The organism is Micromonospora sp. DT201, assembly GCF_049841575.1.
GTDB lineage: Bacteria > Actinomycetota > Actinomycetes > Mycobacteriales > Micromonosporaceae > Micromonospora.
In genome coordinates this window covers 42,641-57,497 of sequence record NZ_JBNCKP010000030.1, presented here as the reverse complement: position 1 = coordinate 57,497, position 14,857 = coordinate 42,641, and the positions used below count along the sequence as shown (strand labels likewise).

Annotated in this window: 8 protein-coding genes; 4 read left to right on the top strand and 4 right to left on the bottom strand. The window is 69.4% G+C overall.

What is annotated here, in order from left to right; translation table 11 throughout:
- Positions 1–299: 299 nt before the first annotated feature.
- On the bottom strand, positions 300–776 hold the full coding sequence (locus tag ACLQ28_RS31610; RefSeq protein ID WP_425689916.1) for a hypothetical protein: 477 nt from the start codon (positions 774–776) through the stop codon (positions 300–302).
- A 1,148-nt stretch (positions 777–1,924) separates the two neighbouring features.
- Between ACLQ28_RS31610 and ACLQ28_RS31605 the strand changes: the two genes are divergently transcribed.
- On the top strand, positions 1,925–4,447 hold the full coding sequence (locus ACLQ28_RS31605; protein WP_425689915.1) for a CHAT domain-containing protein: 2,523 nt from the start codon (positions 1,925–1,927) through the stop codon (positions 4,445–4,447).
- 12 nt (positions 4,448–4,459) lie between these two features.
- On the opposite strand, the gene ACLQ28_RS31600 is transcribed toward ACLQ28_RS31605, so the two are convergent.
- Positions 4,460–7,573 carry a CHAT domain-containing protein gene (locus ACLQ28_RS31600; RefSeq protein ID WP_425689914.1) on the bottom strand — a complete coding sequence of 1,038 codons (3,114 nt, stop codon included), beginning with the start codon at positions 7,571–7,573 and terminating at the stop codon, positions 4,460–4,462.
- A gap of 73 nt (positions 7,574–7,646) precedes the next feature.
- On the opposite strand from ACLQ28_RS31600, the gene ACLQ28_RS31595 reads away from it, so the two are divergent.
- From ACLQ28_RS31595 to ACLQ28_RS31585, 3 genes are all read left to right on the top strand, one after another.
- Positions 7,647–10,646, top strand: coding sequence for a CHAT domain-containing protein (locus ACLQ28_RS31595; protein WP_425689913.1), 3,000 nt, complete (start codon positions 7,647–7,649; stop codon positions 10,644–10,646).
- Between the two features lie 86 nt (positions 10,647–10,732).
- Positions 10,733–11,275, top strand: coding sequence for a TIR domain-containing protein (locus ACLQ28_RS31590; protein WP_425689912.1), 543 nt, complete (start codon positions 10,733–10,735; stop codon positions 11,273–11,275).
- Between the two features lie 70 nt (positions 11,276–11,345).
- Positions 11,346–12,191 (top strand): macro domain-containing protein, encoded by an 846-nt coding sequence (locus ACLQ28_RS31585; protein ID WP_425689911.1) that lies wholly within the window; start codon positions 11,346–11,348, stop codon positions 12,189–12,191.
- Between the two features lie 81 nt (positions 12,192–12,272).
- Here ACLQ28_RS31585 and ACLQ28_RS31580 read toward each other — a convergent pair whose 3' ends face one another.
- Together ACLQ28_RS31580 and ACLQ28_RS31575 are read right to left on the bottom strand one after the other, a co-directional pair.
- Complete coding sequence (locus ACLQ28_RS31580; RefSeq protein ID WP_425689910.1) at positions 12,273–14,456, bottom strand: CATRA conflict system CASPASE/TPR repeat-associated protein; 2,184 nt, start codon at positions 14,454–14,456, stop codon at positions 12,273–12,275.
- A complete protein-coding gene (locus tag ACLQ28_RS31575) occupies positions 14,434–14,802 on the bottom strand; it encodes a CATRA system-associated protein (RefSeq protein WP_425689909.1) in 369 nt (122 codons plus the stop codon). Before ACLQ28_RS31575 ends, ACLQ28_RS31580 begins: the two co-directional genes overlap by 23 nt.
- Positions 14,803–14,857 lie beyond the last annotated feature (55 nt).

Sequence of the window (14,857 nt, the reverse complement as noted above, 5' to 3'; positions counted from 1 at the left end):
AAGGATCTCCGATCCCCGTCCTCAGGTCAGCACCCCCAACTCACACGGGGTGTCTCACACCATCCTGACCAAGAGGGATGAACCGATCGACCACAACCTGCAGGTCCCGCACGGGGTCATTCTCTCCAGACCGGGATCCACAAGGCCACTGGCTTACCTGGTGGGGCCCTGCACGCCGGTGAACCTGTGCACCGTCAACTTGGAAGAGCGCAATCAACCGGTCGTGATGCCCGAAACGCCTAGTCGCGGCGGCCATGCGGCTACGGTTCGCGCCCGCTCGTGCCCGTCCATCCTCGTGACTACTGGCCCGTGGAAGGCCCACGGCGGTCCCCGGCGTGCGGCTTCGGCCAATCGACGACCGGGCACGCCTGTGCCCCGGAAGCGAGGCAGTGGTTGAGATCGCGGGCGTCGAGCCACGCCTGATGGGCTGCGTGGATCCTGCTCAGCCCGTCATGCTCCTGGCGCAGCGCCAGGAAGTCGTCCAAGCACTGAAACAGCGTTTCGATGGCTCGTGCATCAGTCTCGGGGTCCATGTCCCCCAGGCTCGTCGCGCCTTCCGGATCCGTCAGCCGAAGAACCAGGTGCCACCAGACCACGTTGTTCCCGCACCCGGCACGGGTCACCAGCCACTTCTGGAGGCCAGTGAGCAGGTTGAAGTCGTTGCCGTGGTTGCAGCCTTCCACGAAGGCAACGACACTAGCGAAGTCTCCCCGGGGCATGTACATGTGCGGTCGCTTACGCACCGCCGCGAACAGCTCCCGGTAGTTCCCAATCACCAACGCATTTCACCACCCATGCAGCCCCGCTGTCCGTGCTGATCCTGCCCGCTTACTGCCATGGTCATAGGGGCAGAAGGCGAGTCGTGCCAGGAACGATACGGCTTGGGTAGCGGATCTCCTCGTCGGGCAGTCGCAGACCGTCCAGCCTCCCCAGACGGGGACAAGGTGGAGCGCCTCACCAGCCGAACGACCTTGTCCCCGTCCGGGGAGGCTGGTAGCCCTTGTGGTGCCCGGTGAGGGGATCCGCGGCGGCATCTCTGAGGAGGTCCGGGGTCCGGGGCGGAGCCCCGAGGTCTTCTGATCGCGTCGTCCCCAAGCGTGGCCGGCCGGCCCGGCCGATGCCGGCCAGAGGTCGCCAGCAGGCCGGGGCCGGGCCGGCGCGGCCCGCTTTGCGGGCCGCCTTGATACAGCAAGAGAAGAATTCGGCAATCAACCGCACTGGTCGCACTGGCCGCTGAAGCTTGACCGACGGTCAAGCAGCGCCAGGCCAACTCCAACTTGACTGATCTTGGTCCCCAAAACGGCGAAAGGGCCGACCCGATTTCCGGATCAGCCCTCTGACCTGCGTCGGGACGGCCGGATTCGAACCGACGACCCCTTGTTACCGTCCGTAGCCACCCCAACCTTGTCATTGACTGTCAGAAGTAGGCGCTGAGCTGCGCAGACATGATCAAGCGGTCACCGCTACTTGTCACTGGTTGTCAACCACACGCGGGGTTTTCGGGGGGTAAACGGGGGGCCGACAGGGCGTCACCAGTCCAGCGCGTCCCGCTCCCCCATCAGCAGAACACCCGTCACCAACGGAACGGCGCGCCCCTACCCATCGCTACACGCTGGCCGCAGGCATGGGGGTTCGTGTCGGTGGGTCGACGACAACCGGACATCCATAATCGCCATCAAGGGTAGCGTGCAACTGGTGCCGCAATAGCGAGCGCCAACCGGCTGACGATGGGTGGTGCCGGCGACTCACAGCCGATCGACGCTGCATCCTCAGCCGCAGGTGGAGCCCGGAGGCCCGGTCCTTAGAGCTCCTAACTGTTTGAGCGTTGTACTCGGCGCCAGCAGATGATGCCGCGGGCGAGGGTGAGGAACGCTTCGTGGATGTCGTCGAGCAACACCGCGAGCGGCGACCGGAGGTGGCTGCCATGAACGACGAAGCGCTCATGGCGTGGCGCGCAGCCGCTGCACATGTCGACCGGCATGAGCTTGGTGAGGCGCAACGGCTGCTGCGCCTGTGGGTCGACTGCGAGGGTCTTGCGCCCCTCACGCGGGCTCGGATCCTACTGGAGTGGAGCTGGCTGCTCGCTGCCCAGGGACATCGGGCGGAGGCCTCCACCGGCTACCGGAAGGTGATCGCTCTGGCTGCCGCCGACGACCGGCTGTGGGACCTACGGGCTGAGGCGTTGCTGGAGGCGGGAATCCTGGAACGCAATAACGGAGGGCTCGCGGACGCAGAACAGCTGCTGGCGCAGGCCGGCGAGGTTGCGGCACACCACAACGACTGGCTGCGGGCGGGGCAGGTTCTGGCACAGCGGGCCGCGGTGGCCCATCAGCGCTACCAATTTCTGCAGGCACGAGAGCGGCTCACCGAGCTCGCGGAGGTGCTGTGGCGTTGTCCGCCCTCGGACCGGACCGAGCAGCTACGGGCCGATCTCTGTCATCGCGTCGCCGTGTCGGCGCGTATCGCCCGGGACTTCGACCGGGCCCGCGAATCGCTGGCCGAAGCCCGGGAGCGGTACGCCGGACTCGGTCGCAGGATCGGGGTGGCCAACACCGAGCGGGAACTCGGTGCGGTGCTGGAACAGGTGGGTGACGCGGCGGGCGCACGCCGGGCGTACGAGCGGGCCCTCGCCCAATATCTGCGGGCCGGAAGGGCGTTGGGCGCGGCGCACGCCGCGCGGCGACTCGGGCAGATGCGTTTGCTCGACGTGCCGGAGGATCCCGGCGCGGCCGGCTACGCGCGCCGCCGGTTCGAGCAGGCGTTGCGTCTCGGCGACGGCGAGCCGGGCAATCGCATGCTCTGCGAGATCTACCTGGCCCGGCTCGACCGGTTGACCGGCCGTCTCAACGCGGCGGAGAACCGGCTGGCGGCATTGCCGTACGGCGACGACCCTGATGCCCGCGACCTGTCCCAGGCCGCTCTGGAATGGGCCATGGTGGCCCGCGATCGTGGTGACCGGGCCTCGGCCATCGAGTTGCTTGAACAGGCGGTGCTGCCGCTGGACGCCGATCGGGACCCGAGCGCCGCCTCGATCGCGCACTACCAGCTTGCGTATCAACTCATCCTCGACGACCAGGTGCTGGCCGCCCGGGATCACGCGGTCATCGCGTTCACTCTCGCCGAGAAGGCCGGCCGCCGGCTGGCCGACCCGGACGACCGCGAGACCTTCTACCGGGATCAGCGGCAAGCCTACATTCTTGCAATGCATTGCGCCGCACGCGCGGGCGACGGTCCGGCGGCGTTCGCCGTGGCGACGGCGGCTCGAGCCGAGGCGGTATCCGCGTTCGTGCACAGCGGCGCACGCCTCAGCGATGAGCTGCGCGAGCTCGTCGATGCCATCGCCCTGGCGCGTGACACCCCGCAGCTGCCTGAGCTGTACCGGCGGCTAGAGCGGGCGACCACCACAGAGCTGCGCCGCGCGGTCACCCCGCAACCGGCCGACCTGGCGGAGACCCTGGCCACGCTGCCACCGGGCGGGCACGCGCTCATCGTCGACGTGCTGGAGGACGAGTCCACGATTTGCAGCCGGGTCTGGTTGCCGCCCGACGGCACCCCACGGGTGGACGAGGTACGTATCAGCGACGAGTTACGGTCCTGGCTAGACCGGTACCACGCGGCTGAGCCCGGCGTGGCCGCGGTCGTCCAGGACGCCGAGCTGGCCGCTCTGGGAGCGGCGATCATCCCGCCGGGACTGGCGCAGGTGCTCGCTGCGGGCGAGGAACCGGCGCTGGTCGTGTCGACCGGTGGGCTTCTCGGCCCGGTGCCGCTGGCCGCGGTCCGACTGGGCTCGCGCTACCTGGCGGAGTTAGCCCGCATCGTCGTGGTTCCGGCCATCACGCTGTGGACCTCCCTGCGCGGGCGGGCGCCGCGTACCGGTTCGGGCTTCTGCGCGTACCTCGACCCCGATCTGCCCGGAACGCAGCGCGAGAGGAAGTTGCTACAAAAGGCCTTCCCGCGAGCGCGGCTCCTGCCCCGCACAGCCGTACGTCCGGCCCTGGCAGATGCGGGCGGTTCGGCGGGGCTGCTGCTCAGCATGCACGGAACCGCTGCGAGCGGGCTCGGTCAGGCGCTGCTGCTGGCACCGGGCGACCCGCTGACCGCGGCGGAGCTGCTCACTTGCCGGCTGCCGGACGGGGTGCTGATGCCGGGATGCTGGGCCGGGCGGCTCGATCTGCGCGGAGTGCAGGAACCGCTCGGCCTGCCCACTGCGGCGCTGCTGGCCGGTGCACGTTGGGTGCTTGCCGGTACGGTTGACGTTGCCGGAACGAGAACGGCCACGTTGATGGGTGCCTTCTACCAGCGGCTGGCGGATGGCCTTGCGCCGGTCGACGCCTTGCGCGCTGTGCAGCTTGGCTATCTGAGCCGATATCGCACGGTTCCGCCGATCCTGTGGGCAGGCCTGACCATCGTGGGTGACGGGTACACGCCTGCAACGTTCGGAGCCTGACCGGCGAAGCTCTCACACCCCGATGTGCACGAAGGACGCCCAGATGCTCGGATTCCTCGGGAAGCGTTTGCGCAGGCTGCGTAGCGTCTCCTGCAGGGCACGGGCGGACGCGGAGGAGTCGAGCCGGCCGGCCACGACGATGCGCCGGTAGACGGAGATGCTGACCTCGGCGGCCCGCCGGTCGGACACCGACCAGAGCGTACCGATGACGCGTCGGTATCCAACGTGGTGCAGCGCCACAGCGACGGTCAGCCCCTCGTCCAGCAGCCGAACCCCGCCGACGGCCGTTTTGCAGGCCGAGAGGAAGGCAAGGTCACCGCGCAGCGCCGGCGCACCGGCGCGCAGATCCGCCACAGTGAGAAATCCGTCGTGCACCGCGAGCCCGTTGCGGCCGGGATTCCGCAGATCCTGTACGCCGTGACAGCTGAAGTGCGCGACCCGGTGCTCAGCGACCTGCGCGACGACCGCTGCGCGCGTGGCCCGCGCGCCCACCAGCTCAGTGAGATCTCCGCCGGTCAGCTCACGCAGCGCGTCGAGTTCACGGACGGCGTTGGGCAACGGATCCGATCCGGGAGTCGCTGGCTGGATCACGGCGAGGACATCGGTGACCGACGTCGTGGCTTCCGGCTCGCGGCGCTCGGTCAGTGCGCGCACCGTCGGCGTGTACGACGCGACCACCCGGTCCAACGCGCTCTCCCGGCCGTCGATGCTGCTGGCGGCGTGCAGCGGAAGCAATGTCAACGGGCCGGTGGGGCACCACCAGACGCGGTGGTCGGGCCCAGGTGGGCTTATCTCGGCGAGCACCGGGGCGACCACGGTCCGCCACAGCCAGGACAGCGTCGTGGTGACGGCCTTCTCGTGGGTGGCCGGGTCACCGCCGGCGTCGGCCGTCTCATGGGCGCGCAGCAGGTCGTTGGTCAGGTCGTACGCGTCGTCGAAGGTCAGGTCGGGCAGCCGGACGACCCGTACGCCGTCGCATCTGGTCAGAAGCAGGGCGTCACAGCGGTGCCGGCTGACGGTGACAACGACCGTGGTGCCGTCCGGAAGCCCGGCACGCAGTTGCTCGAATGTCGGCAGCCTGAGGAAGCGGGAAAGACCCGGTAGCCGACGTGCCCGTGTCACCGCAGCTTCCCACGCTTGGGCGGCGGTCATCCGTTGCTCGTGGGCTCGCGGGTCGGCGGGAGACCCACCGGGGTCGCGGTCGAGCACCGTACGCAGGGCTTGCAGTTGCGCGCCCAGCTCCGGGGACGCGGCAACCACCTCGGAGAGGTCACCGCGGGTGGCAAGCCACTGCCCCCACAGCACTGCGCGGCCACCTTCGACCAGTTCGACGGCCTCTTCAGGGCGGCCCGCCTCGGTCGCGGCGGCGGCCGCGTCGTCGATCAGGCCGGCGTACGCACCCACAAGATTCTCGCGTTCGGTCGTCGGCAGGCTGCGCCAGGCGAGAAGAGGCAGCAGTTCGACCGCCGTCCGATAGGCGGTCACGTTCTGTGCGCTGCCGAACTGCAGATCTGATTCCAGATCCGCCCAGGTGCGGGCGGCGTCCAGGCGGAGCTTCGCGGGGGCGGCGACCGATTCGGCGGCCTCCCGGAATAGCGCAGCGGCCTCTCTGGCGTCGGCGGGGTCCGTCGACTGCTGAAAGCGGGCCATCAGCGATTGGCCTAGGTTCAGCGCATCGAGAGCGCGGGAGGGGTCATCCGTGTTCAGGGTGGCGTGCCCGGTTCGGCCGGCGTCGACGGCGGCGTCCAGGTCGACACGATCGCCGGTGCATCCGAACAATGCGCGGAGCCCGATGCCGAGGTTGACCGACGCCGGGCCGTAGAACCGATGCTCCGGTTCGATTGCGGCGAGCGCTGTGCGAAGCATGTCGACCGCCTCACGGACATCTCCCACTTCGTTTGCAGCGTGATAACGGTCCAGCAGAGCGCATCCCAGATGGATGGCGCACGGCACGACGTGCGGGCTACCGTCCCGTGCCGCACGAAGACCATGACGTGCCGCGTCAATGGCCGCCTCCAGATCCGCGTGATCACCGGCCAGCCGGAACCTCTCCCGCAGCGCCGCGCTGTAGTTCGACCACATCGCTGCCGCCTCATGGTGGTCCCGAGCGATGTCGAGCGCCTCGGCACCCGCCGTGATCGCTTGGTTGAGATCATCGCGGTGCCGGTAGTGCTCGTAGCGGATCCGCAACAGGTTGCCCAAGTTGGTGAGGTGACCGGCACGCCTCATGCGGTCGGCATCTCGGGCGGTCACCGCCTCTCGCGCTGCGGTCACCGCGGCTGTCAGGTCCGACGGCCGCCCGGTCATCTCAAACAGGCTGCCCAGTGTGACTGCGAGAGTCGACAGCGCGCCGGCTCGTAGGGGGTCGCCGACAGGCATCAGCTCGACCCGCCGGCGGGCCAGGTCCGCCGATCGAGCGAGATCGTCGTGCCGACGCGTAAGCTGAAACCGGTGTCGCAGGGCGACAGCCAGGTTGGACGACAGGATGTGCGTTCCCCGCTCGTCCGCGCCGGGCAGCTCCTCGTCGATCAACGCGATGACCTCATCCAGTACCGCGAGGTCCGCGAAGCCCCGCAGCATCAGAGCACCGGCGAGGTTGGCGACCAGCACCGACGTCTGCGGGTCGCCGGCCGTCCGTGCCAGCGTGACGGCTTCGCGGTAGGCGCGTACAGCATCATCGGCATCGCCGGGTTGCGGCCGGTGCCGACAGCGTGCGGCCAGTGCGGCGCCCCACTGAGCCAGCGCCGCGATCCGGCGCTCGACGGCGGCCGGGTCATCGGGACTGTCGCCCGCCGGGCGCAGGCCCAGCACCGGCCAGAGCGGCTGCGGCACCCGCTCGGGGGACAGCGGGGCGATGTAACCGAAGAACTGTTTGGCCGCTAGGTAGTCGAGTTCCTGCCGGCCGGGCGGTAGCACTCGATACCGGGCCCAATGCAGCGCTGCCACGAGGTACAGCGCTCTGGCGATGCCCTGCTGATCGAAACGACCGGTCCGCACGGCCTGCAGCACCGATCGCGCGTCGGACAGCGCCTCGTCGGAGGTGACCGCGGCACCGTCGTGATTTTCCACGAACGACCGGACTCGGTCGGCCAGCGCGGTCAGCAGCACCTCGTCAGCATCCTCCATCCCGGCATTGTCGCGGAGACTCGCCGGTATCCGTCGCTCCGTCTATTCTCGATCGTGACGGCGGGAGGACGCGGTGCCCGATCGCATGGCGTTGGCGGCGGCGGTGCGGGCAGCCACCACCGGAAGCGAAGCCTGGGTCACGGCGATGGACGATCTGGCCGAGTCGTGGGCGGGCGACGGTGAACTCAACAACGCCATCAGCATCCGGCGGCAGGCGCTGGACGGTCTCGGTGCTGAGGTTCCGGCGTGGATGCGTCTCGACCGGTCCACGAACCTCGGCATCGATCTGATGGACCGCTACCGGCGCAACCGCAGGATCGCCGACCTCAGGGAAGCCTGCGCAATCGCCGAGCAGGTCTGGGCGGCCTCACCGCCTGCTGCCCGGCTCGAGGCCACCGCCAATCTCGCCGGCCGCCTCGCCACACGATCAGATGTGCCCGGCGAGCCGGATTCCCTCGAGCGGGCCCGGCAGCTGCTGGAGGACGCACTCATGGCGGCGACTACCGACGATCCGGAGCGGCCGGTGGCGATCTCCGCGCTGGCCGGCGTCCACCTGCAGCTCTGGCGGCGCGGCGGCGAGCGAGACCGGCTCGACGCCGCGTTGCGGACCGTGACCGCGGGCCTGGAGCAAGCGACGGCGGGTCCCGAGATGGTCAACGTGGCCGGCCTGGTCGCCGAGGCCGCCGAGCAGCGCTACGACCGAAAACTCCTCGCCCTTGCCGAGCAGTTGGCCCGGTCCGCGATCACGGTCGGACGCCCCGCCACCGCCACGGTCCGGGTGGCGCTGCACCGGTTGCTGGCGTCGGTGCTGCTCACCCGATACGAGTGGACCGGCAAGCGGGACGCCCTCACCGAGGCGTCGGTGTCCGCCCAGAACGCGGTGCGGGAGGCAACCGTCGACGCGGATCGGGCCCTGGCGTTGTCTGTCCGGTCGACGGTGCGCTCAGTCATGGCACGACTGCGTGACGACCAGCCCGGGTTCGCCGCCGCGATCGGCGACGCCCGGGCAGCTCTGGACCTCGTCCGCGGGCAGGGGCGTGACGGCGAGTACGCCACGAACCTCGCCTCCCTGCTGGCCGAGCGCTACGACCTGCTCGGCGACAGCACCGACCTGGACGAGGCAATCAGGCTTCTCGATCGCCTGCTGGCCGAGGGCGTGGACCGGGACACCCGCCCCACCGTCGCCAATAACCAGGCGAACAATCTACTGGCCCGATTCGAGCTTCGTGCCGAACCCGGCGATCTCGACCGGGCGGTCGCACTCGCAGAGGAGGCCGTCGAGGCAACCGCACCCGACAGCTGGGACCTCGCGGCGCGCCACGACACCGCGGGCCGCCTCCACGCGGCTCGGGCGCACCATCGCGGCAGCCGGGACGATCTCGTCACCGCCGAACGGCACGCCGAGCAGGCCGTCGCCGCCACCCGCGAGGGCTCTCCGGACCTGGCGCTGTACCTGAACAACTGGGCAATGTGGCTGACAGATCGATGGGAACAGGACGGCGCGGAGGACGCGCTGTCGCACGCCATCGACCGCCTGCAACAGGCACTGGCCGCGGCAGGCCGGGCCGAGGACGACATCGAGGGGTCGATGACGGCGACGATCGCGTTCAACCTCGGCGCCCGGCTGCAGGACCGGTTCGACCTCGATCTGCGTCGCGGCCGTACCGACATGGAAACTCTGCAACGTGCCGCCGACCTGTTCGACGAGGTGCTCGGTGCCGGTTACCCGCATCTGGCGGTGGTCGCCGGCAGGCGGCTCGGTGACATCGCCTGGCGGGTGGGGATGTGGCCAGAGGCGGAGCAGGCGTTCGGGGCCGCGCTGGAGGCCGCCGGGACGCTGACCGGGATGCGGCCACGGCATCCCGACAAGGAACGCGCCCGCTCGGGTGTGCAGGGCATTGGCGCGCTCGCCGCCCTGGCCGCGGTCCGGGCCGGCGATGTCGCGGCGGCCGCCGTCCACCTGGAACAGGCGTCGGCGACACTGATCGCCGAGGCGACGGGCATCCACGCGGACACCGTGTCGTTCGCCGGCATCTTGGCGGCAGCCGCAGACATGGACCGGCACGTGCTGCTCCTCGGCTGTACCCGAGCCGGCGGCGTAGCGGTCCTGATCGCGCCGAACGGGAGCGCCCAGTACGCGGAGCTGCCGCAGGCGATCGAACCGGCCGTGGCGGATCAGGCGAGCCGCTTCCGTGAGGCGCTGCGCCGTGCCGAGGACAGCCCGGACGCGATGCCGATCCTGCTGGAGGCGGCTGACCAGTTCGCCGCCTGGACCCTAGACTCGTTGGTGGCTCCGCTGTTGCCGCTGGTCGCCACAGCCGGACGGCTGGCCGTGCTCCCGCTGGGACGGCTGGCCTGGCTGCCGCTCACGACCTGCGGCGTACCGGGCCAACGAGCCGCGCTGGGCGCCTACGACCCGATCCTGCTGATCCGGGCCACCGCCCCCAGCCGGAAGCCCCCAGCCAAGGCCCCGGCCGTCGCGCCCCGAGTCGTGGTGTGGGCCGACACCAGCCCGGCTGACCGGCCGATCCCGGCCGCGGGTCGCGAGGCGGCACGGGTGGCTCGCCGGCACGCGGGCGCGGTGACGCGCATTGACCGCATCGCCGCGACCGGTGGAGTGTTCGCCGACGACACCGTGCTCGACGGCCTGCTCGCCGCTGACATCGCGCACCTGGCCTGTCACTGCGACGTCGACGTCGACCACCCGCAGCAGACGGTGCTGCGAGTCCGACCACCGATCCGCGTGGGGTTGCGCGCGCACTCGGCACGCCGGCGGGTCCATGTCGTACTCAGCGCCTGCGACGCCGCGCTCACCGGCGCGGCCCTGCCGGACGAGGCTCTGAGCGCCGCGACCGCCTTCCTGCTGGCCGGCGCCGCAGTCGTCACCGCACCGTTGTGGCCGGTCAACGACACCACCGCGCCCGCTCTGATGAGCGATTACCACGCGGAGCTGGCCGCAGGGGTCCCACCAGCGGCGGCGCTGTCCGCAGTACAGAAGCGGTGGGCGGGCCGCCCGGCATACGTTTACGGGCCGTGGGTGGTTACCGCATGGCCGGACACTGCGGACGGCTGACCTGAGCCCGCACCCACGCTGGCGTACCGCCCGGGTTATTCTCCCCGTCTCGCCTCCGTCCGGAACCGACAGGAGTGTCATCGCTCATGCCCGACAACCGCGACGTCTTCGTCATCCACGGCCGGGACGGGCAGGCACGCCGGGCGCTGTGGCGCTTCCTCCAGTCCATCGACCTGCACCCGCTGGACTGGGAGGAGGTCGTACGGACCACGGGCGGCCCGTCGCCGTACATGGGCGAGGTCCTCGCCAAGGCCTTCGAGACCAATCAGGCCGCCGTCGTCCTGATGACCCCCGATGACGGTGCGATCCTGCACGAGAGCCTGCGCGACCGCGGCGACCGGGCATTCGAGGGAGAACTCACCGGTCAGGTCCGCCCCAATGTCCTGCTGGAGGCCGGCATGGCGCTGGCACTCCAGCGCGACCGCACGGTCATCATCGAGATCGGCACCCTGCGCCCGGTCTCCGACCTGGCCGGTCTCAACACCATTCACTTCGACGGCACGGTCGAGAGCCTCCACAAGATCGTCCAACGCCTTAAGGGCGCCGGATGTGCCATCAATACGAACGGCACCGATTGGCTGGACGTCGACCGATTCAAGAACCTGGCGGCGTACGACCGCACGTTCTGACACCGCGGTCGGACGAGCCATTGCGACATGCTGCGGTCCTCGAGGAGGATCGAGGCATGGGCGGCAGTCGATGACCAGGCGGGCAGTGCGTATCTGGGCCACTCAGTCCTTCGCCGCCTTCGGCGTGATCGCCCTGCTGGCCCAGTCCTACCAGGCGGTGTGGGATCGCTCACCGGTCCCCGGACGGGCCGGTCTGGTCGCCGTCGTGATGGTCGCCGGATCAGTCGGGTTCGGGCTGCTCCGCGTCCGTCCGGAGTCGATGATCGCTCGATCATTTGACCATCCCCGATGCCGGGTCGAGATCGTCCCGGGAGACCTGTTCGAACAGAAGGACTCACATCTGGTCGTCGGGTTCACCGACGTCTTCGACACCGATCCGAGTGACAGCCGGATCGTGGACGAGGGAAGCCTTCAGGCACAGTTTCTCCGGCGTGAGTACGATGGCGACCTGCATCGGCTGGATGCCGACCTGCGGACCGCGCTGGCCGGTACGCCGATCCTGTCGACGGTGCTCCGGGCAGACAAGGCCCACGGCAAGCTAGAGCGCTACCCGCTCGGAACCGTGGCCGTGCTGGGCATCCCACGTCGGCGCTTCTTCTGTGTCGCCTACAGCACGATGTCCGGCGGTCTGGTCGCACGTTCCTCGACGGATGTCCTGTGGCACAGCCTCTCCCTGCTATGGGATGCGGTGGAAGAACATGGCGGGCGGCAGCCACTGGCCATGCCGGTTACCGGAGCGGCCCTGGCCCGGGTGGACGCGCTGGACCAGCAGTCGATCGTGCGGCTCATCCTTCTGTCGTTCGTCGCCGCGTCCCGTGAACGCCTGCGCACCAGTCAGCTCCGCATCGTGCTGCGACCGAAGGATTTCGCCAGGATTGATCACCTGGAGCTGCGGGCGTTCCTCGACTCCCTGTAGGGCATCCACCGCACCGATCCGTCACGCCCCGGCCCCGCGATCTTGCACTTTCTGCCGCCGTCTAGCGGGGTGGTGGACGTTTCAAAGGTCCTTGAACCGGTCCGTGTCCAGCCAGTCTGTGCCGTCCGTCTTGACGGCGTAGCCGAGACGTCGCAGCAGCTGGGCCAGCTGGTGAAGGCCGCGACTGCTGGCACCGTCGAGATGGACGGCGAACCGGCCGCTGAGCTCGTCCGGTAGAACCGCCCCACCCAGCCGCACCAGGACCGTGCGGTCGGGCTGCAGTGCGACGGCCATACCGGCGAGCACGTCAGGTGACCCGCCGGGACCGGGCGCGAAGAGCACCAGCGCGGCGGTGTGGTTGGCGAACGCCTGCCGGAGCACCGCACTGCGCTCAGGGGCGACGCTGCCGGTCTGGGCGACCAGATCATCCCATTCCAGGGGTCGCAACCTGATATCGCGAAGAAGATCGAAGAGCGCTTTGCGGGCACGTTCAGCATCGCCGTGGATGACGAACAGATCGCGCTTCGGCTCATCCCACGGTGCGTGCGGCGAAGGTAGATCCGGCGGCGTCTCCGGCGCCCGAGGCGGTACCGGACCGCCGAGCCAGAGCCAGGCCTGACCGTCGTACGATTTGGCCCGCACCCGCAGCTGCGTGAAATGGCCCGGGTTCAGGCCGGGATGCCCCTCGGCGATGACGTCCGCGTGCAGACGGTCTGAGATCAGGGCAACGAGGTCTGCGTCGGAATGGTCGGTGGCGGCCCTGCGCAGGGCCTCACTGTCCAGCAGCCGGGCGATCTCGATGATCGTGGCGCCGGCGATCCCGATCGCCGCCGCGTGGAACGACCCGGCTGCCACCGACAGACGCAGCCGGATCCGATCCTCCGGATGCATGGCGTTGTCGGCCGCCACTAGCGCGCTCCAGCCGTTGAGCAGCTTCGGAAGTGCCAGGTGCGGCCGGATGTGCGCGGGAAGCACGACCGTCATGCCGTCACCAGCGTCCTGATGATCGGTGTCGTGCAGTGCCAGGCCGATCTCCTCGAGGACCCGTCGCACGATCTTCGCCAGCCGCCGCTGTACCTCAATTTGCTGCAGCACGGTACGGCCGGTGTACGCGACCACGTCGACCCCGAAACTCATCCGTTGTTCCATCGGAATGGGCTGCGCCGGTGCCGGCTGCGCGGAAGGCACGACGATTGCCGAGCGCGGGGGTGCCGGATCCACCGAAGACGGGAGCAGCTGTCGTGTCCGTTCCGCCCGGATGCGGACCTGTTCCAAGAAGTAGACGTCGTCGTCGAGCCACTGCGTCAACGCCGATGCCAGGGCCCGATCGGTGGGTAGTGGCTCCGCCATGGCTGACGTCATGTTCTCGCGCGCGATGTCGACGCTGCGCCGCATGCTGTTGAGCGCTTGCAGGGTGCCGATCACGGCGGCCTCGTCGGCGGCGAGTCCGTTCGCCTCGTCCGCGACCGAGTCTCCGACGGTCAACAGTTCGACGATCCGGTCCATGCGGGTGGCGGCGCGGTCTCGGACTCGATCCAGCCGGCTCCCGTCCCCACGGACGCGGGCCGCGTAGCGCAGTTTCGCAGCGTGCATCAGATAGCGGCCCAGCGGCGGCAGGAGCACGTCGCCGGAGCTCCAGGTGAACCCGCTGAGGCGGTCGTCCTCGTCGGGTCGGCCCAGCACGACGAGTCGCCGCAGCGCGCGGTCGCCCCCTCGTGTGACCTCACAGACGGTGAAGTGATCAACGGCCGTTTTCCTCGTCCACCACCGTTCGCCGTCATCTTCCTGCTCAGGCAACGCCGCGCGCACATCGGCTTGCTCAAGTTCGGCCGACTTGGCCTGATAGATGGCTGCGCCGCCGAGCAGAGCGCTGACGCCGCCTGCGGTAAGGCCTTGCCACCACCGGCTGTACTCGATCCATCCGGGCGAGACCGCAGCGCCGACCCGATTCCGCCTCATCGGTGGCGCCAGCGGTGTGGCCATCACCAGCGAGACGTTCAGGACGTCGTGCTCCCGTCGCGCGATGGCTTGGAAGTTGACGGCCGGGTCCTGAAGTCCCGCAAGCGCACCCTCTGGCATGTGCACATCGACGGGAAAGTCCGCAGGCAGCGAGGTGCCGTCGATCGTGCGCGTCATGCCCATCTGAGTACGACAGGCTTCCCACAGTAGCGTCACCTGATGCAGCGCGAGTTCGGCGTCAGGCCCGCTGAGCGGCGCGAACAGGTGGGCGACGAACTCCTGCTCAGCGATCGGGTCGGTCGCCACGGCCGACCCCCGTCCGCGACGTGTCCTGTTGGTCCCTGCTCTGGAGGTCTCGTTCCCCGGTTAGCGAATGCACGAGCGTGTTCCGGCGCTCGAGGATCGGTTCCGGGATGCCGCACTTCTCAGCCGAACCGATCCGATTCGCCCGTACGGGCCCGCTCAGCTCCAGCTGGACGACGACGTCGCGAGCCTCGTCGGCCTCACCAGTGGCGAGGGCCACCTCAAGTCGGCTCAGCAAGAGTCCGATGTGCTCCCACCGCTCGGGCACCAGATCCCACAAGACCATGTCCTGCAACAAGTCCAGCGCGTCGCTGATCGTCTCGGCGTCCCAGCTCTCAGCGTGGTCCATGGCCAACCACAATAGCCACACCGGGTCCGCCGTAGGAACATCCGGTCGGGCCGGT